We start from the raw sequence: 19,169 nt of genomic DNA on the forward strand, positions 1-19,169 counted from the left end.
GCCCCCACGGGCGGCGAATGATACTCTTTGCGTTTCGACTCGTTTGCAGCCGATCGCTATCAGGAGATTCGTCGTGTCGCCTCCCACCCACCCTTTCTTGCCGACCGGCGCGTTTTCCAGGTTCCGGTTCTCGTTCTCGCCCTGGTCGGTGGCGCTGTTCGGGGTGGCCCTGGCGGTGGCGCTGCCGATTCTGATCGTGCTGGGCCACGTCGTCGTGCCGACGCAGGGCATCTGGGAACACTTGGCCAGCACGGTGCTGCCGCGCTATCTCGTCAATACGCTGTGGCTGACTGTGGGCGTGGGGCTCGGCACCCTGGTGCTGGGCGCCGGCTGCGCGTGGCTCGTGGTGATGTGCCGCTTTCCCGGCAAGCGTGTGTTCGAGTGGGCGCTCTTGTTGCCACTGGCGGTGCCGACCTACGTGATCGCCTACGCTTACACGGATTTCTTCCAGGTCGCGGGGCCGTTTCAAAGCGCGCTGCGGGCGTGGTTCGACTGGCAGTATGGCGACTACTACTTTCCCAACATTCGCTCGCTGGGTGGGGCCGCCACCCTGATCACCTTCGTGCTCTACCCCTACGTGTATCTCCTGGCGCGGGCGTCGTTTCTGGAGCAGTCCGTCGGCATGCTGGACGTGGGGCGCACCCTGGGACGCGGGCCTTGGCGGCTGTTTTTCAGCGTGGCGCTGCCGCTTTCACGCCCGGCGCTGGTCGGCGGGGTGGCGCTTGCCTTGATGGAGACGTTGAACGAGTTCGGCGCGGTGCAGTTCTTCGGCGTGGATACCTTCACCACCGGGATCTATCGCACCTGGTTCGGCCTTGGCGAGCCGGTGGCCGCCGCGCAGCTGGCGGCGTGTCTTCTGAGTTTCGTGATCGTGCTGGTGCTGCTGGAGCAGTTCTCGCGCGGCAAGCGGCGCTATTTCCACGCCAGCAGCCGCTATCAGGCGCTGCCGGAGTACGCGCTGACCGGCCCGCGCGCCGTGGCGGCGGCACTCGCCTGCTTCGTTCCGGTATTCATCGGTTTTCTATTACCGAGCGGCATCCTGCTCGAGCTGGCGCTCCGCCAGGGCGATGCGCTGCTGGGCACGCGGTTTCTGCGCTTCGCGCTCAATAGCCTGGGACTTGCGAGCATCGCGGCGCTGATCGCCGTGGCGCTCGCCGTGGTGCTGAGCTACAGCGTGCGCTTGAACGATACCCCCGCCGCGCGGCTTTTTACCCGCGTGGCGGCGATGGGCTACGCGATCCCGGGCTCGGTGGTGGCGGTGGGCATCCTGATTCCCTTCGCCTGGCTCGACAGCACCTTGAACACCTGGCTGCATGCACGTTACGGGGTGATCGTGGGGCTCGTGTTCAGCGGCACTGCCTTCATTCTGGTCTACGCCTACGTGGTGCGCTTTCTGGCGGTGTCGTTCAACGCGGTGGAAGCGAGCCTTGGCAAGGTGACGCCGAGCATGGACGCCGCCTCGCGTACCCTGGGCCACAGCGCAGGCAGCACGCTCAAGCGCGTGCATACGCCTTTGATGCGCTCGAGTCTGTTCGCCGCCGGCATCCTGGTGTTCGTGGACGTGATGAAGGAGCTGCCGGCCACCATGATCCTGCGCCCGTTCAACTTCGACACGTTAGCGGTGCGCGCCCATAGCCTCGCCTCCGACGAGCGTCTGGCCGAGGCCTCGACCGCCTCGCTTGCGATCGTGCTGGTAGGGATCGTGCCGGTGATTCTGTTGAGCCTGGCGATGCGTCGGGCCAAGCCTAGTCGCGACACGGAAAAATGAAGACCTGGGAGTGATCAAGGGCGATGTCGACCTCCTCGCCCGGCGCCGGCAGGTAAACGCCGGGCACGCGGGCGTGAAGGTGCGCCTCCTCGCCGTCGCTGCCGTGAGCGCACAGGTGCAGAAGGCTCGAGCGGCCGAGAAGCTTCGCCATGATGACGTGGCTATGGCGGTGAGGCTCTACACCTGCGCGCGCGCGCTGGCGCACGCTCAGTGCCTCCGGCCGGATCATCACCCGCACCGGCGTCTCGTCTTCCAGCCAGTCGGCCTTGACCATGCCCATGGGTGTTGCCACCTCACCGCCTTTCACCACGCCGGAAAGCTCGTTCACCTCGCCGAAGAAGGTCACCACGAACGGGTCCGTCGGCAGGCAGTAGAGCTCGAAGGGGGTGCCGACCTGCAGGATACGGCCATCGCGCATCAGCGCGATGCGGTCGGCCATGAACATCGCCTCTTCCGGGTCGTGGGTGACCAGCAGCGTCGCCGTGCCCAGGGTCTTTAACACGTGCAGCGTATCGTCGCGAATGCGGTCGCGAAGCCGCGCGTCCAGGCTCGAGAACGGCTCGTCGAGCAGCATCAGCCGGGGTGACGGCGCCAGCGCCCGGGCGAGTGCCACGCGCTGCTGCTGCCCGCCGGAGAGCATGTGCGGGTAGCGCTCGGCGTAGTCCGCCATGCCCAGCTGGGTCAGCAGTTCCATCGCCCGAGGTATGCGCTCGCGGCGCGCCAGGTGCTTGAGCCCGAAGGTGACATTCTCCAGCACGCTCAGGTGCGGAAACAGCGCCGACTCCTGAAACGCCAGGCCGACGCTGCGCTTTTCCGGCGGCAGGTGCGCCCGATTGGGCCCGGCGACCTCGTGGCCATCAAGCGCCACCCGCCCCTGCTGCACCGGCTCAAGCCCGGCGGCGATGCGCAACAGCGTGGTCTTGCCGCAGCCGGAAGGTCCCAGAAGGCACATCACCTCGCCCGGGGCGATCTCGAGATCGATACCCTTGACGACGCGATTCGCGCCGAAACGATGCTCGATACCTTGCAGCGACAAGGCCTGCGCGCTCTGCGGAGTCACGGGCGTGGTAGACGTCATGGATCACTCTTTGAATCGATTGAGCTTTGAATCGATGAAGCGGCAGGCCGCCCAGGAAAGGCCACAGTGTATTTTCTATCGCCGCCACTTTCATCCATTAACGTTTGCGCGTGAGTTCGATTATCGTTCACCTTGACGCACACGGCGCTGACCCGTTAAATATAAAAGCGAATGAAAACCATTATCAAAAAGTAGCAAGCTAATCAATGCCCTTAAGGAAACCGCACATGAAACAAGCTCCCGTCGCCCTGGCCGTTTCAGCCGCCCTGTTCAGCGCCAGCGCCCTGGCCGATCAGGTCAACATCTATTCGGCGCGCCACTACGACTCCGACGAGATTCTCTACAAGGCCTTCACCGACGAGACCGGCATCGAGGTCAACGTACTGGAGGGTGATTCCGACCAGTTGATCCAACGCATGCAGCGTGAGGGCATCGCCAGCCCCGCCGACGTGATGCTGACCGTGGACGCGGGCCGGCTGTGGCGCGCCGAGGAGGACGGCCTGTTCCAGAGCGTGGATTCCGAGGTATTGAACGAGCGCCTGCCCGAGACGATGCGCCACCCGGACGGCATGTGGTTCGGCTTCAGCCAGCGCGCGCGGGTGATCTTCTACAACCCGGAAAACGTCGACCCGAGCGAGATCGACACCTATGAGGCGCTGGCCGAACCCGGCCTCGAAGGCCGCGTGTGCATCCGCTCGTCGAACAACATCTACAACCAGTCGCTGCTCGCCTCATTGATCGAGCACGACGGCGCCGAGAACGCAGAGGCCTGGGCTCAGGGCGTGGTGAACAACATGGCACGCGACCCGGAAGGCGGCGACACCGACCAGATTCTGGGCGTGGCCAGCGGCGAGTGCGACGTGGCGGTGGCCAATCACTACTACTACACGCGCCTTCTGAACTCGGACAACGACGCCGAGCGTGAAGCCGCCGAGCGCGTGGAGATCCTGTTCCCCAACCAGGACGACCGCGGCACCCACATCAACGTGGGCGGCGCGGGCCTGGTGGCCAATGCCCAGAACCCGGAAAACGGCATTCGCTTCCTGGAGTTCCTCGCATCAAACGAGGCCCAGGAAATTCTCGCCGAGCGCAACTACGAGTTCCCGGTAGTCGACGGCGTGGCCAAGGACCCGCTGCTCGACTCCTGGGGCGACTTCAAGCGCGACGACATCAACATGAGTCTTCTGGGCGAGAACAACCCGGAAGCGGTGCGTATCTTCGACCGCGTGGGCTGGCGCTAAGCCTTTCGCTAGAACGGAAACGGCCCGCCATTCGGCGGGCCGTTTCGTTGGCGGGGGTGCGCTAGTGCGCCTCGTCCCAGTTGTCGCCGGTTTCCGCCTCGACGATCAGCGGCACTTTCAACTCCGCCGCGCCCTGCATACGTTTTTGCACTTCCTTGATGAACGCCTCGACCTGAGCTTCCTTCACCTCGAACACCAGTTCGTCGTGCACCTGCATGACCATCAGCGCATCGAACTCACCTTCCTCCAGCCAGGCGTCGACATCGATCATCGCCTGCTTGATGATGTCGGCGGCGGTGCCCTGCATGGGGGCGTTGATCGCGGTGCGCTCGGCGCCCTGGCGGCGAGCACGGTTCTGGGAGTGGATCTCCGGCAGGTACAAGCGCCGGCCGAGCACGGTTTCCACGTACCCGTCCTCGGCGGCCTGGGTGCGGATGCGCTCCATGTAGCGCGCGACCCCCGGATAGCGGTCAAAGTAGCGGTCGATGTAGGTCTGCGCCTGGCCGCGATCGATGTGCAGCTGGCGCGAGAGCCCCCAGGCGCTCATGCCGTAAATCAGCCCGAAGTTGATCGCCTTGGCACTGCGGCGCTGGTCGCTGGTCACTTTGTCGAGCGCGGTGCCGAACACCTCGGCGGCGGTGGCGGTGTGGATGTCGCGGTTCTCGGCGAAGGCTTCCAAAAGGCCCTTGTCTTCAGAAAGATGCGCCATGATGCGCAGCTCGATCTGCGAGTAGTCGGCGGCGACGATCTTGTAGCCGGGCCGGGCCACGAACGCCTGGCGTATCTTGCGCCCCTCCTCGGTACGGATGGGGATGTTCTGCAGGTTCGGGTCAGATGATGAAAGCCGCCCGGTGGCGGTGACCGCCTGGTGGTAGCTGGTGTGAACCCGCTTGCTCGCCTTGTCGATCAAGCGTGGCAGCTTGTCGGTGTAGGTCGACTTGAGCTTCGAGAGCCCGCGGTGCTGCATGATCACCTTGGGTAGCGGGTAATCCAGCGCCAGCTCCTCGAGCACCGCCTCGGCGGTCGAAGGCGCGCCCTTGGGGGTCTTCTTGAGCACCGGAATCTTCAGCTCGTTGAACAGAATCTCGCCGAGCTGCTTGGGCGAGCCGAGGTTGAACTCGCGCCCGGCAAGCTCATATGCCTCGCTCTCGAGCTCGCGGATGCGCGCTTCCAACTGCTGGCTCTGCCGGTGCAGGCGCTCGTCATCGATCGCCACGCCGTTGCGCTCGATGCGCGAGATCACCTTGATCAGCGGCAGCTCCAGGTGATCGAGCACGTCAGCCAGGCGCCCCTCCTTCTCGACCAGCGGGCGCAGCGTGTCGTGCAGGCGCAAGGTGATGTCGACGTCCTCGCAGGCGTAAGGCGCGGCTTGTTCCAGCGCGATCTGGTTGAAGGTGAGCTGCTTGACGCCCTTGCCAGCGATCTCCTCGAACGAGATGGTCTTCTCGCCCAGGTACTTGAGCGCCAATGAGTCCATGTCGTGGCGCGTGGCGGTGGAGTTGAGCACGTAGGACGCCAGCATGGTATCGGCAAGCGGCCCGGCCACCGTTATGTCGTAATTCGCCAGCACGGAAATGTCGTACTTGAGGTTCTGGCCGATCTTGACCGCTTTCGCGTCCTCCAGAATCGGCTTAAGGGCTTTGAGTACCTCGCCACGGTCGAGCTGGGAGGGCGCGTCGAGGTAGTCATGCGCCAGCGGAATGTAGGCCGCCTCCCCTGCTTCGAGGCAAAGCCCCACACCGACGATTTCCGCCTCCATGTAGTTGAGGCTGGTGGTTTCGAGATCGAAACAGAAGCGCTCGGCCTTTCTGAGCCGCGCAAGCCACGCACCCAATGTCTTCTGGTCGGTGATGACGTGATCTTCCCGCGCGGCGCTTGCGGCGGGTTCCACCGCCTCATCCGCCACCGGCTCGCCGCCCTTCACGTCGTCGACGCCTTCGTCGCGGCCATCGAGCAGCTCGGAAAGCCACTGCTTGAACTCGAGCGCCTGGTAGAGCTCGGTGAGCTTTTCGCGATCCGGATGGGCGATCTCGAGATCATCGAGACCCACCGGCAGCTCGCAGTCGGTCTTGATGGTGGCAAGCTGGTAGGACAGATACGCCTGCTCGCGATGCTCCTCGAGCTTTTTCGGCAGCGTCTTGGCGCCGCGAAAGCCGAGCGTCTTCACCCTGTCGAGATCGCCATAGATGGTGTCGAGCCCGCCGTCCATGCCTTGAAGCAGGCCGATGGCGGTCTTCTCCCCCACCCCGGGCACACCCGGGATGTTATCGACCTTGTCACCCATCAGCGCCAGATAATCGATGATCAAGCTGGGCGGCAGACCGAACTTCGCCTCCACCCCGGCTTCATCCAGGGTTTCGTCCTTCATGGTATTGACCAGCGTGATATGGGCGTTGACCAGCTGGGCCATGTCCTTGTCGCCGGTGGAGATCACTGCGTCGCGCCCGGCTTGCGTGGCGTGGAAGGCGAGCGTGCCGATCACGTCATCCGCTTCGACGCCTTCGATACATAGAAGCGGAAGGCCGAGCGCACGCACGCAGTCGTGCAACGGCTGCACCTGGCTTCTCAGGTCGTCGGGCATCGGCGGGCGGTGGGACTTGTATTCGCTGTACATCTCGTCGCGAAAGGTCTTGCCCGGGGCGTCGAACACCACTGCCATGGGACTTCTCGGGTAGTCCTTGATCAGGCGCTTTAGCATGTTCAGCACGCCCTTCACGGCGCCAGTGGGCTGGCCGTTGGAGGCGTTGAGCGGGGGCAGCGCGTGAAAGGCGCGGTACAGGTACGACGAGCCGTCGACAAGCACGATAGGAGCGCGGGCCATAACCATGTTTCCTGATGTGACTGGGCGCAAGAGCGCGTGAGCGTATCGCTTCATGATACGCGCACCCGGGCCCGGGTGCCGAATCCTGGGGCGAGGAAATCGCCTTAACGCTGCCAAGTGGTAAAACAAGCCGCTACAATGGGCGCTCAAAAATCCGGGCGAGAAAACGATGGCAGTATTCACCCCGCTTGGCGACGCGCAGGTCGCCACCTTTCTGGAAAGATTCGACGTGGGCGCGTTCAAAGCGCTCAAGGGCGTGGCCGGCGGCACGGAAAACTCGACGTTTTTCGTCACCACCGACCAGCGTGAGCTGGTGCTGACCCTGTTCGAGCAGGGCGAGCACGAGGAGCTGCCGTTTTTCGTCGAATTGATGGATTACCTGGACGAGCATCGCATTCCGGTGCCCGGCCCGGTGCATGACCGGGAAGGCACGGCGCTGCAGAGTCTGGCGGGCAAACCGGCGCTCTTGTTCCCGCGCATGCCGGGCAGCCACCCGGAAAGCCCGAACCTGGCCCAGTGCCGGGCGCTGGGCGACGCGCTGGGGCGGCTTCACCTCGTTTCCCAGCACTTTCCCGGGCAGCGTCCCAACCCGCGGGATCTTCACTGGCTGCAGGCGGTCCATCACAAGGTGCTGGGTTATTTGAGTCCGGATGACCAGACGCTGATGAAAAACCAGGTCGACGAGTTCGAGGCCGCCTTCGCCGAAGCGGGAGAGCTTCCCTGCGGCGCGCTGCACGGCGACCTGTTTCGCGACAACACGCTGTTCGAAGGCGATACCCTGGGTGGGATCATCGATCTCTACAACGGCTGTACCGGAGATCTATTGTTCGATGTGGCCATCGTGATCAACGACTGGGCCACAGACGACGATGGCAGGCTCGACGCCAAGCGCCACGACGCCGTGCTCGACGCGTATCTGGCGCGGCGCCCGTTTACCCAGGCCGAGCGCGCGCTGTGGCCGGCGATGCTGCGCATGACGGCGCTTCGCTACTGGCTTTCAAGGCTGCTGGTCGTCTACGTCGACCCGCCGGCCCATGACCTGACGCCCCACGACCCGGAGCGTTTTCGTACCATCTTGAAGGCGCGCATCGACCACGGCGCGCTGCCGCTACCCGAGGTGACTACTCGATGAGTGAATCGCTGACCGCCCCCAGCGCCGCCCAGCGCGCCCGCCGTACCTGGAACATCGACCAGTGGGGCAGCGGCTACTTCGACGTCGACGACCAGGGCCAGGCGCTGGTTCGCCCGCTGGGCAGCGACGCCGAAGGCCCGGCACTGGCCCTGAACGGCTTGACGCGCAAGCTTCAGGAGGCCGGCCTGCGCCTGCCGGTACTGGTGCGCTTCAGCGACATTCTTCACGACCGGGTCGAGCAGCTCTGCAGCGCCTTCGATGGTGCAATGCAGGAAGCCGACTATACCGGCGGCTACACCGCGGTCTACCCGATCAAGGTCAACCAGCAGCGCCGCGTGGTCGAGGAGATTCTCGCCACCGCCGAGCGCGGCAGCGGCCGTGTAGGCCTCGAGGCGGGCAGCAAACCGGAGCTTCTGGCGGTGATGGCGCTCTCCGATGCCGGTTCGTCTCTGATCGTGTGCAACGGCTACAAGGACCGCGAGTACGTGCGCCTGGCGCTGCTCGGCGAGAAGCTCGGCCACAAGGTGTATCTGGTGGTCGAGAAGCTCTCGGAGCTCTCGCTCATTCTGGAGGAAGCCCGCGAGCTCGACGTCACCCCGCGCATCGGCCTGCGTGCCCGGCTCGCCTCGGTGGGCAAGGGCAAGTGGCAGAACACCGGCGGCGAGAAATCGAAGTTCGGCCTCACCGCTAGCCAGATTCTCGAGGTGGTCGAGACGCTCAAACGCCAGGATGCGCTTGCCAGCCTGCAGCTGGTGCATTTCCACCTTGGCTCGCAGATCGCCAACATCCGCGACATCCAGCGCGGGCTGCGCGAGTGCGCGCGCTTCTACCAGAACCTGATCGCCCTCGGCGCGCCGGTCGACACCGTCGACGTGGGCGGGGGCCTCGGTATCGACTACGAGGGCACCCGCTCCAGGAGCGACTGCTCGGTCAACTACTCGATGCGCGAATACGCGCGCAACGTGGTCAACGCCTTCGCCCATCTCTGCCAGGAGGCGGGCCTGCCCGCCCCGCACCTGATCAGCGAATCCGGCCGGGCGCTGACCGCCCACCACGCGGTGCTGATCACCAACGTGATCGGCGAGGAGCGCATCGACGATACGCCCCCTGAGCGCAGCGACCAGGACGACCCGCAGGTCGAGGCGCTGTGGCGGGTGTTCGACCAGCTAGAAACGCCCCAGGAGCCGCGCATGCTGGTCGAGGCGTGGCACGACGTGCTGCAGGCGGTCAGCGAGCTGCACGAGCGCTTCGTGCTCGGGCTTTCCGACATCGACGCCCGCGCCCAGGGCGAGCGGCTCTACATGGCCGCCTGCGTGCGGCTCAAGGCGCAGCTCGACAGCCGCAACCGCGCCCACCGCGAGATCCTCGACGAGCTGGCTGAAAAGCTCGCCGACAAGCTGTTCGTCAACTTCTCGCTGTTCCAGTCGGTGCCGGACGTGTGGGGCATCGAGCAGATCTTCCCAGTGCTTCCGCTGACCGGCCTCGACGCCCCGCCCACGCGCCGCGCGGTGATCCAGGACATCACCTGCGACTCCGACGGGCGTATCGACAGCTACGTCGACGGCCAGGGCGTGGAGAGCACGCTGCCCCTGCCCGAGTGGCCGCAGGAGGAGGAACGCTGGCTGGGCTTCTTCCTTGTAGGTGCCTATCAGGAGATTCTCGGTGATCTGCATAACCTGTTCGGCGACACCGACTCCATCGACGCCGCGCTCGGCGAGAACGGCGACTGGGTACTTTCCAACCTCCAGGCCGGCGACACCGTGGCCAACGTGCTGGGCTACGTGAATTTCGACGCCCGGGTGCTGCAGCGCAAGCTGTTCGATCAGCTCGCTCGCAGCGGCTTCTCTGAACAGGAGCAGGAGCGCTTCGCGGCCAGCCTCCACGAGGGACTGGAGGGTTACACCTACCTCGAGTGAGTCATCGCTCGCCAGACGCGAAAAAGCCGCCGGCTCCCCCAGCCGGCGGCTTTTTGGTAGTGCTCTATTTTGACAGCACGCTACTCGACAACGGAGGTGTTCACCTCGAGCCCGCCGGTCAAGGTCAGCTTGAGCGCCGCCCCCCGGGGCAGCTCGCCGACGCCCGACGGCGTGCCGGTCAGCACGACGTCGCCGGGCTCGAGAGTGAAGTGGCGGCTCATTTCCGCCACCAGCGAGGGAATCGCGAACAGCATGTCGGCGCCTTCGCCGTGCTGGCGCAGCTCGCCGTCGATCTCGAGGGTAAAGGTCAGCGCGTTCCAGTTGGGCACGCGGGAAAGCGGCAGAAAGGCCGAGAGCGGACAGGCGCCGTCGAAGGCCTTGGCGGTCTCCCAGGGGTGACCGTTTTGCTTGAGCTTGGTCTGCAGGTCACGCAGGGTCAAATCCATCGCCAGGCCGATGCCGACCACGGCGCGCTCGGCTTCCTCGAGGGTTGCGTGGGTCAGCGTTTCGCCGATCAAGAGCGCAAGCTCGGCTTCAAAATGCACCTCGCCCCGGGAAAAGGGTGGATCGAGGGGCTTGGCCAGATCCACCACGCTGGTGGCGGGCTTGATGAACAGTAGCGGCTCGGTGGGAACCGGATTGTCCAGCTCCTTGGCATGATCGGCATAGTTGCGGCCAACGCAAACGACTTTGCCCAGTGCGTGGGGAAACTCCTGACCATCGGTAAACTGTGGAACAAAACGCATGGCGGGCATTCTCCTTCTAATAATACGTGCCGTCTTCGAAACGATCGGCGCCCTAGTCTACCCCACCTCGACGGCGCCACGGCAACCCCGCGGCGGCTTTTTTAACACCCTAGCGCACGCCTTGGGCGACGAAGGCAAGGATGCTTCGATGCGTGAGAGGGGAAAACGAGAGTGCGACTGAGAAAGGGCGCGCCGCGCTTCATCGCACGGCGATCAAGCCAGATAGATATGGCCGTAAACCAGGCGTTCGTCGAATCCGGTGTTTTCCTTCAATCGCTCGGGTTCGAGCAGCTTGATCACCGTGCGACTCTTGCGGATCAACTTCTTTTGCTCGAGCGCCGTCATGCAGCGACTGACGTGCACGCTGGTGATGCCCAAGAGTTCGCCGATCACCTCCTGGGTCACGGGCAGCGTGAAGAAGTCCGAATCGATCATATGCTTGAAGCGATAGCGCGCGTAGACCTCGAGGAGAAAATGGGCCACGCGCTCTTCGGCCTTGTGATGGGTGCAGCTTCTCAGCCGGACGATGGAGATATTGTCGTTCACCATGATATAAGAAAATATCGCCTTTCTTATATCATCGTGCTCGGCCAGCAGCGCATGAATATCATCGGCGGAGATACGCTCCAGCACGCAGTTCTGCAGTGCCAGAATGGCGACGTCGCTATTATCGAAAAAACTCTCCCGCAACCCCACGATATCGCCCGGCATATAGACGTTGCAGATATCCTGGCCGTGGCTTTTCACGGACTGGCAGATACTTACCCACCCTCTCTTGACGATGAATATCTTCGGCTTTCCCTCGTGCAGAAAAAAAAGTTTCTGATGTCTTTTCAACTCGACGTTCTTGACGCCCACCCGGGACAAAAGCTCCATCGAGTGATCACTGATGGCACTATAGCGGCTCAGCACTTTAGCGATACTTCTTTTTCTATCTTGTAGTGAAGAGTTATTTGGCAACGGAGTATAACTACTCTCTTTCATCAAACTTTTCCTATCGGCGTTATACTCGTCACGCATTTTTTCAACACTCCATTGCCGCTATACAAAAACTATGCCCGAGAAAGAAAGAATACAATCCATGTACACGCACAATAAAAAGCCGAAAGGCAAAACATGGCAGTAAGGATTTGACAATCCAATTTCCCGCGCTACCACAAGAGTGCTCTTAACAAATATTAAAATATTGAGCTCAATGGCCAACCTACGTATGTAAAATCATGTCTTTATGCGCTTGCCTACAAATGATTAAACAGAAAAGCTTTTTTTGTCAAAGAATAAAGCACGCCAAAACCATAACCTATGTTATTGAAAACAAGGGATATTCTTTATCTTCAATAAGCCCTTGGCAAAGGCGAAAACAAGCTTAGCGGAGGTTGCTACTAGCTGTAAGAACACAGGTTAAGATTTATCATAAATTTAGGAAATAATACTCCAGGCGCCATTTAAGCCTTTAGCAAAACGCTTGAAGAATAAAAAAGTGTTAGCCGATAAAAATGCAAGGCCCCGGCCAGAAGCCGGGGCCCGGGCAAGCCTACGCATATCGTATCAACGTGGGTAATGGGTCGTCAGGTCTTGGAACGCAGGTGATCGGCCTGATCACGCTCGAGAAATGCCTGGGTGGTTTCGCCAATATGCTTGTCCAGCCAGTGGGCCATGGCGAGCTCCTCCTGGAGAATTTCATGGCATATCTGCGAAATCTCTGCCTCGCCCGCCAGGTCCGCCGCCCTGATGATGACCTTGTAGTTGGCGATCTCGAAGTTTTCGAAAGTGTAGCAGGCAACGCTTCCCTTGATCACTTCGTCTCCTGCCATCATGCCGCCCATGGCCTGACCGAATGCAGTAAGCTCGGCGCCAAGATCCTTCAGGGCTGATGCGTGTGCATCAAGAAGGCCGATACAATGCTCGAGCTTGTCGAGTTGCCCTTTGGTTTCCTCCAGATGCTGTTTGATACGCTGCTGCAGCTCGGGATAGCTTTCGAGCCGGCTGGCTTGAGCGCCAAGCATTTTCTCGGCCTGCTTTTCCATGGCGTGAGCGTCCCGCAACCAATCCAACAGATGCTTGCTTTCCATTGCGCTCTCCTCAATCGATGGTCGTGGCATTGGCTCGCACAGTGCAGGCACGAGCTGCCTCGACCTGAATGCAACCTTGAAAACTGCCGGCCCGTCCCTGTACCGGCAGAGAGTTTTCGCTCATCCATGAGCGGTGTGACCCCTGGCGAGATGGCAAACTCCCTTACCCTCGCCAAGGACACTCTTCCGTGAGAATTCTTCCTTAATAATTGGTAGCTATTCAATATTAACAGGCACTTGAAGCATGAATTTAAGAGCCTTTCTCAACCACTCTTTGCAACCTTAAAATCTATTTCGTTCAGAAACATCCGAGTAATAACTAGATCTTTACTGAGACCGTATAATCACCATGGTAGTACTTATTACATCGATTTCAATACACGATCTTTATTTATAATTAATATATCAAGAAAAGATAACCAAGATTAACGAAACAGATAAACAGACTTTAAAAATTAACTTTTTTGTTTGATGAAGATGGCTAAAAACTTGTTGAAGACTACGCTTTAAAGGCATGCCTCATGAACGAAAAGGAGCATATGATGAGCAATGAACACGATCAGAAAAAAAGCGATGAGGCTTCCAAGGCCAAGAAACTCGTCGATCGCGATACCGATAGCAGTGCACCATCGAGAAAAGGCGCCACGTCCGGTGCACCGGCGCCTTACCGGCCCGACGAAAACGTCGACAACCAGAAGAAGCATTCATCTACCCCTGCCCACAATACGTCGATGAAGTCCGCGCCCTTCCCTGGCGCTCAAGTCGTCAAGGAGAAAAAAGCGCATAAGGAGAATATCGACCGGCAAAGCGACGAGGCGGATCCCAAGGGAAGCGAGTGATACGCCCTCTTCACACGCGCTTGCCCATGACAGCTCGAGGGGTAAAACCTTGCCCATAATGCCACCGCCCCCTGCAAGATACCTTGCAGGGGGCGGTGTCAGTAACAAAGGAGGCTTTAGGGAAGAGGCCAAGGAGCAAGCGCCCTCGATAGCGCCTGCCCTGAACACTTCGCTCGTGCCCGCCTGTTCGAGAGACTAGTCGCCCTCCAGGCCGTGGGCCAGGAAATCGGGGCGCTGTTGGGGTGCCGCAAAGGGTTCGCCACAGCGGTTGTCGGGCCGGTTGAACACGAAGAATACGTTGCTGCGCGGGTCCGGCGACAGGTTCGCGTTGGAGGCGTGCAGCGTGTTGCAATCGAACAGCAAGAGCCCGCCCGCCTTACCCTTGGGCGCTTCGATTCCGTACTTGGCCACTAGCTCCGTGAGCGCCTCGGGGCTGGGCACGCCCACTTCCTGCGCCTTCAACGAGCTCTTGTGATTGTCCTTCGGCGTTTCCCCCAGGCACGGTACAAACTTCTTATGCGATCCGGGAATCAGCATCAAGGGGCCGTTGAATTCGTGGTTGTCGGTCAGGATCAACGAGGCACTCACCGCGTGCATGCGCGGCATGCCATCTTCCGCGTGCCAGGTCTCAAAATCCGAGTGCCAGTTGAATCCCTTGCCGGCAAACCCCGGCTTGTAGTTGATACGCGACTGGTGCACGTAAGGATCATCGCCGATGATCTGGCGCGCCGCCCCCGCCACCCGCTCGTCGAAAGCGAGCTCGCCCAGGCGATTGGACAACTTGTGTACCGCGAACAGCGAGCGAATCTCGTTGCTTTCGGGCTCGGTGATGCTGAACTCCTGGTTGCGGTACTCGTCGTTGTTCATCAGCGCGTTGATATCGTCGCACAGCTCGTCGAGCTCGGCTCCGCTGACCAGATTAGGGATGAACAGAAACCCCTTGCGCTCGAATTCGTCGAGCTGTTCCCGGGAGAGCGGACCGCTCAATTCGCGCCCTTTCACCACCGCATCCTGACGGGGCTGGGTAAGCGCGGCAGGCGCTTCGGTCAAGCGCGTGGGGTAGGCATCCTGCCTTTTCACGCTCTGCGCCGAGGGCGTATCGCCCATTTCGCTGAACTGTTTATGAGCGGTCACAACATTGAGAGGTGTGTTGCTGACTGTCATCTAATCCACTCCTTGTATGATTAAATTTCAGGTCGACATGGTACTCAAAAAAGAGCTACTCCATGCGTAGTAGTCAAAGTAGCTAATCTAAAACGGGTTGCAACCCGAGAAGCGTCAATAACTAACCTGCGTTATGATGACAGCCGCAAGTCGCTCTTTTAATGCACTTAGCTGTAATTTACCGATATTCCTAACGCAGTTCTTGTTATATCAATCGATAAAGATCAAGTGCACTGACGTCGATCAAGGCGATGTCCGCTTATTATTTAATAAACGTTAATGATAAATAGACAGCGAGAGATGGTAGAGAGCAACGAGTACTCGAATCGAATTCAGAGAATGCAAAATGGCGATGGGCTCACACTCGTGCCTTGCCGGCGATCACGGCGTTGAACCCCGCCTTGGTGATGGGTACCTTCTGGGCATCGACCACCGTTCCCCCCACCTTGGTGATGGCCTTGGCGATCTTGACCAGTCGCGCCAGCTGCAGTTTGCTGGGCTTGAGGGCTTCGTTCTGGGCGGTGATCTTGATACCCAGAGCATTGATCACATAGAGATTCTCGCTATCGTCCGGCGCCGGTAGGGGGAGAGAGGAAGCGCCGTTCTCGACGATGATGGGTGTGCGCGACGACTCCCCCGCCACCGTATACGCCTTGAGGCTGCCTTCGTACACCGCGCCCAGCGCCGCCAGCACGGTGGCCAGCCGCGCGTTGTTGGCAAGCGATGGTTCGTTGAAGAGCACCTGCACGCCCCAGGCGGCACCACTATCGTCTACCAGCACGGGGGCATCCTGAAGGCCCTCGGTCGGCGTATCGTTCGTCGATGCCTTCTTGTCTGCTCGCTTGCGGGTCAGGGTTCCTTCCAGTGTAGGGCCACTGAGCAGTAGATACACCACCACCAGCCCGCAGGTCAGGCTGAGCCAGATGGCGACGATGGCCATGACGAGGGTGAGCGTGAGTGCATCCATGAAAGTCTCTCGAATAGCAAGGCGTGGGGTGACGACATGATAGGCCCACCATGCGCTCATGAGTACCCCTTGTGACGTCAAACGAGAATGACGGGCAGGCTCGCGGACCAAACGGTTCCGCGCGCCTCGATAGCATGATGACTGGTGCAGTGGCTTACATGCTCATGATAAATCAAACGTTTCATTTGAATAAAAGCCTCATGAATTCAAGACGAGACGTTCGCGGGATGTCTGCCGCGTTCCTGCGCAGCGGCGGGCAGAACTTTCGCGCCGAACTTCCCGACCAGCGCCGTCGAGCCGACCAGGAACTCGGTGAGTTCAATGCCTACATCACTGGCATTCTCCAGCGAGCAGCAAGTTGTTAACCAATCAAAGAGAACTACATCTGGAAAGGCGGCTTTTCTGGCGACGTTTTCAGGGCCGCCTTCACCGTTGTCAGTAGCTGTATCAGCGTAGCCGTCATGTAAGAGTGGAATTTATCCTGCTCGAGCGTTCGTGCGTATACGTCAACGGGCAGGAAGCGCCCCATCTCATCATGAAAGCTTTTACTGGCGATGATGTGAGGCAGTCGAGTCATCATGCGCTCGAGCCTTGCCGGGTAGTCCTCAAGCCGGTAGTCGGTCATCTTACGTTTCACCAGGTCAGTATCGACTTCGGCGCCCCGCTGTGTAAGCCAGACCAGATCCCAAATATCGCGGTGGCGTACATACTTTTCGGTCGCGGGCAGCGAGAAGAGCTTGTCCGCCATGATCTCATTGCGCGTCTCGCCGATGATCAACAGATCTTCATAGCCGTCGGGCAAGAACTCATAATTGCGCAGCAGTGGCCTCGCCTCTTGGGTATGGGCCGGTATATTGGCGACTTCCAGCTTGATTTTCTGTTTGGGAAGATCGCGTCGCTGGGGTGACGTCGTGATGGCAATCTGCCATCTCTCGATATTGAGCTCCGCGTACCGGACATCTCTTTTAAGCGATGCGGGTTCCTTGACACTCACCTCCAGTCCGTAGCGTTTAGTCAGATAATCCTCGAGGCAGCCTTTTATCTCCATGAGTCCACGCGAGGAGAAGTCGGGCCCGCCAGCAAAATCGAGATCCTCGCTAAACCGGCTCCCTCCATGGCAAAGCCGAAGATAGGTGCCACCTTGAAAGACCAACCCTTCCAGCAATCCTTCTTTATCCAGCGCGAAGAGCAAGTCGTAATGCAGAAGCTCCTTCTCGATGACCGGCCTTAGCCGTGCTAGCGCCGGTTCTCGCATGGCCTGGTCGACGAGCGCGTTGAAATCTGCCGTTTCAATCATCATGCAGCGCCCTCTCATCGATTAAATGGGTATTGCGCCCCACCCGCTTGATATCTCGCAGCGCGGTGTTGGGGGTAGCCACGCGCAGCGGGCGCTGGCGCATCTGCGTGGAGGCAAGAATGTCCGAGACGCCGCGCCGGGTGTGCGTGAATTCGATCACCCCGTAAGGCGTTCGGTACTCGCCCTTTCGCCCGGTGGTCATTACGGTCAGCCTGCCTACCGGCACTTGGGAAATGACGCCGTACTCCGATAACGACGACTCTAGGCTCACGTAGTTATACGCCCCTCGCCGCAATGTTCGGGCAATCAGCTCCAGGGTGTCTGGGCCCTTGTGCCGAGACAACGCATAGACATACACCCCCTTCGAAGGTCGCTCCAGAATGCCGGCCTCGCTCAGGCGCTTCAAGGTGGCTTCTCGGCTACGGGAAGACTCCCCTGAAAAAACCCGCGCCATATCACGTGTGGAGAAAACGTATCGTCCCTGCTGATCGAAATGGCTTAGACGCTTGACCGCTTCGCTCTGCTTCATCATCGCCTCACTAACGCACTAACTTGGCACCATGGCGCTATAGCACCAGCAACCACACAAAAAAGAGCGGTTTATGTCCACATAATATGAGCGGATTTATTCTCATGCAAGAAGACATATCGATGGCGTGACGTATGGGCCGATAGTCGCATGATCTCAAGGCAAGGATAGCCCCGTTGGCGCAAGAATCTTGCGCAGAAAGCGCTGCGTGCGAGGGTCTTTAGGAGCGGTGAACAGCTCCTCCGGCGGGGCTTGCTCAATGATTTGCCCTTCATCCATGAAGATCACGCGGTCGGCCACGTCTCGCGCAAATTGCATCTCATGGGTAACGATCATCATGGTTTGCTGTTCGGCGGCTAGCTGCTTCATCAGGCTTAGTACTTCGTCTACCCATTGCGGGTCCAGTGATGACGTGGGCTCATCGAACAAAATGACATCGGCGTTCGCGGCCATGGCTCGGCCAATGCCCACACGCTGCTGTTGCCCACCGGACAGTGCGGCCGGGTACGCATCGGCTTTATCCGAAAGCCCAATTCGCTCGAGAATCTCCCGGGCACGGGCATGGGCCTGCTCTTTGGGCATTTTATCAACCACGATCATGCCCTCGCTGATATTCTCGAGCGCCGTCTTGTTGGCGAACAAGCCATAGTTTTGGAACACGAACGCGGTACGCCGCCGCAGCTTCAAAATATCGGCGCGGCTGGCCTGCTGCGCATCCACGCTGACATCACCTACGGTAATACGCCCAGACTCGGGCCGCTCCAGAAAGTTGATACAGCGTAATAGCGTGGACTTGCCGGTGCCTGAGGGTCCAATGATGACAATGATCTCACCCCGCTCAAGCGACAAATCAATGTTGGTGAAGACGTCTTGCTGACCAAAGCGCTTGGTCACGGCCTCGAGCGAGATCATCGTTGGTACGCCTTATTCAGGTAGATTTCCAGGCGACGTTGCCCCCAGGAGAGAATTTCCACAACGATCCAGTAAATCATCGCCGCGAGTAAAAAAGCCTCCAGATAGAGAAAGCTGCTGGCGGCCTCTTTTTGGGTAGCACCCATCAGCTCTGTAACGCCCAGCGTAAAGGCCAGCGAGGTCGCCTTGATGATATCGATGAAGTAGTTCATCAACGTAGGGGTAGCCACGCGGGTCGCCTGAGGAAGAATAATACGCCGCATCAGCTGCGACTGGGTCATGCCAATCGAAAGCGCTGCCTCGGTTTGGCTGCGGTCAATCCCCAGGATGGCCCCCCGAATGGACTCCGCCATGTAAGCAGCGAAGTGAAGGGTCAGGCCCAACACCGCGGCGGTAATACCGTTGATCGATACCAGCGCCTCCACCAGTTGAGGCAACCCGTAATAGAACAGGAAAAGTTGCACCAGAAGCGGTGTGCCGCGAAAAAACGAGATAAACAGCAGAGAAAGACCGTTCAGCACCGGCACACGCGTCACGCGAATGACAGCGAGCAAACAGGCCAGCACCAGTGCCAGCAGCATGGCGATGGTCGCCATTTGTAGCGTCAGCGGCAAATAGCTTAGAAGGACCGGCAATAGCTCCCACATGTAACCCAGATTCAGCATGGCAGTTTCGCTTATAAGCAAA

16 protein-coding genes are annotated in these 19,169 nt (G+C 60.0%); 5 read left to right on the forward strand and 11 right to left on the reverse strand.

Annotated features, from left to right (window positions below; all coding sequences use genetic code 11):
* The first annotated feature begins 73 nt into the window (after positions 1-73).
* On the forward strand, positions 74-1,768 hold the full coding sequence (locus GEV37_RS03260) for an ABC transporter permease (RefSeq protein ID WP_386111088.1): 1,695 nt from the start codon (positions 74-76) through the stop codon (positions 1,766-1,768).
* Here the strand turns inward: GEV37_RS03260 and GEV37_RS03265 are convergent.
* A complete protein-coding gene (locus tag GEV37_RS03265) occupies positions 1,746-2,846 on the reverse strand; it encodes an ABC transporter ATP-binding protein (protein ID WP_227388733.1) in 1,101 nt (366 codons plus the stop codon). The two genes, GEV37_RS03260 and GEV37_RS03265, sit on opposite strands and share 23 nt — an antisense overlap.
* 227 nt (positions 2,847-3,073) lie before the next feature.
* Here GEV37_RS03265 and GEV37_RS03270 point away from each other — a divergent pair, with 227 nt between their 5' ends.
* Positions 3,074-4,087: a Fe(3+) ABC transporter substrate-binding protein gene (locus GEV37_RS03270; RefSeq protein WP_227388734.1), complete on the forward strand. Its 1,014-nt coding sequence runs from the start codon at positions 3,074-3,076 to the stop codon at positions 4,085-4,087.
* 61 nt (positions 4,088-4,148) lie between these two features.
* Here the strand turns inward: GEV37_RS03270 and polA are convergent, their stop codons facing one another.
* Entirely contained in the window at positions 4,149-6,908 is a 2,760-nt protein-coding gene (polA, locus tag GEV37_RS03275; RefSeq protein WP_227388735.1) for a DNA polymerase I, read from the reverse strand.
* A gap of 169 nt (positions 6,909-7,077) precedes the next feature.
* Between polA and GEV37_RS03280 the strand changes: the two genes are divergently transcribed.
* A complete protein-coding gene (locus tag GEV37_RS03280) occupies positions 7,078-8,040 on the forward strand; it encodes a homoserine kinase (protein ID WP_227388736.1) in 963 nt (320 codons plus the stop codon).
* Positions 8,037-9,956: a biosynthetic arginine decarboxylase gene (gene speA, locus GEV37_RS03285; protein ID WP_227388737.1), complete on the forward strand. Its 1,920-nt coding sequence runs from the start codon at positions 8,037-8,039 to the stop codon at positions 9,954-9,956. The genes GEV37_RS03280 and speA overlap by 4 nt, the downstream gene beginning before the upstream one ends.
* Before the next feature lie 80 nt (positions 9,957-10,036).
* Here speA and GEV37_RS03290 read toward each other — a convergent pair whose 3' ends face one another.
* The 3 genes from GEV37_RS03290 to GEV37_RS03300 all read right to left on the reverse strand — a co-directional run bounded on the left by GEV37_RS03290 (position 10,037) and on the right by GEV37_RS03300 (position 12,774).
* Positions 10,037-10,702: a fumarylacetoacetate hydrolase family protein gene (locus tag GEV37_RS03290; protein WP_227388738.1), complete on the reverse strand. Its 666-nt coding sequence runs from the start codon at positions 10,700-10,702 to the stop codon at positions 10,037-10,039.
* A gap of 213 nt (positions 10,703-10,915) precedes the next feature.
* Positions 10,916-11,722 (reverse strand): Crp/Fnr family transcriptional regulator, encoded by an 807-nt coding sequence (locus GEV37_RS03295; RefSeq protein WP_227388739.1) that lies wholly within the window; start codon positions 11,720-11,722, stop codon positions 10,916-10,918.
* Positions 11,723-12,270: 548 nt separating this feature from the next.
* Positions 12,271-12,774, reverse strand: a complete 504-nt coding sequence (locus tag GEV37_RS03300) for a ferritin-like domain-containing protein (RefSeq protein ID WP_227388740.1) — start codon at positions 12,772-12,774, stop codon at positions 12,271-12,273.
* Between the two features lie 521 nt (positions 12,775-13,295).
* On the opposite strand from GEV37_RS03300, the gene GEV37_RS03305 reads away from it, so the two are divergent.
* Positions 13,296-13,613 (forward strand): hypothetical protein, encoded by a 318-nt coding sequence (locus GEV37_RS03305; RefSeq protein WP_227388741.1) that lies wholly within the window; start codon positions 13,296-13,298, stop codon positions 13,611-13,613.
* A gap of 195 nt (positions 13,614-13,808) precedes the next feature.
* On the opposite strand, the gene thpD is transcribed toward GEV37_RS03305, so the two are convergent.
* The 6 genes from thpD to GEV37_RS03335 all read right to left on the reverse strand — a co-directional run bounded on the left by thpD (position 13,809) and on the right by GEV37_RS03335 (position 19,147).
* Entirely contained in the window at positions 13,809-14,777 is a 969-nt protein-coding gene (gene thpD / locus GEV37_RS03310; RefSeq protein ID WP_227388742.1) for an ectoine hydroxylase, read from the reverse strand.
* A 358-nt stretch (positions 14,778-15,135) separates the two neighbouring features.
* Positions 15,136-15,744 (reverse strand): hypothetical protein, encoded by a 609-nt coding sequence (locus GEV37_RS03315; protein ID WP_227388743.1) that lies wholly within the window; start codon positions 15,742-15,744, stop codon positions 15,136-15,138.
* 379 nt (positions 15,745-16,123) lie between these two features.
* Positions 16,124-17,044 (reverse strand): nucleotidyl transferase AbiEii/AbiGii toxin family protein, encoded by a 921-nt coding sequence (locus tag GEV37_RS03320; RefSeq protein WP_227388744.1) that lies wholly within the window; start codon positions 17,042-17,044, stop codon positions 16,124-16,126.
* Entirely contained in the window at positions 17,034-17,570 is a 537-nt protein-coding gene (gene abiEi / locus GEV37_RS03325) for a type IV toxin-antitoxin system AbiEi family antitoxin (protein ID WP_227388745.1), read from the reverse strand. Before abiEi ends, GEV37_RS03320 begins: the two co-directional genes overlap by 11 nt.
* A 156-nt stretch (positions 17,571-17,726) precedes the next feature.
* Positions 17,727-18,482 (reverse strand): amino acid ABC transporter ATP-binding protein, encoded by a 756-nt coding sequence (locus GEV37_RS03330; RefSeq protein ID WP_227388746.1) that lies wholly within the window; start codon positions 18,480-18,482, stop codon positions 17,727-17,729.
* Positions 18,479-19,147, reverse strand: a complete 669-nt coding sequence (locus GEV37_RS03335; protein WP_227388747.1) for an amino acid ABC transporter permease — start codon at positions 19,145-19,147, stop codon at positions 18,479-18,481. Before GEV37_RS03335 ends, GEV37_RS03330 begins: the two co-directional genes overlap by 4 nt.
* Positions 19,148-19,169 lie beyond the last annotated feature (22 nt).

It is taken from the genome of Vreelandella malpeensis (assembly GCF_020622355.1).
Lineage (GTDB): Bacteria > Pseudomonadota > Gammaproteobacteria > Pseudomonadales > Halomonadaceae > Vreelandella > Vreelandella malpeensis.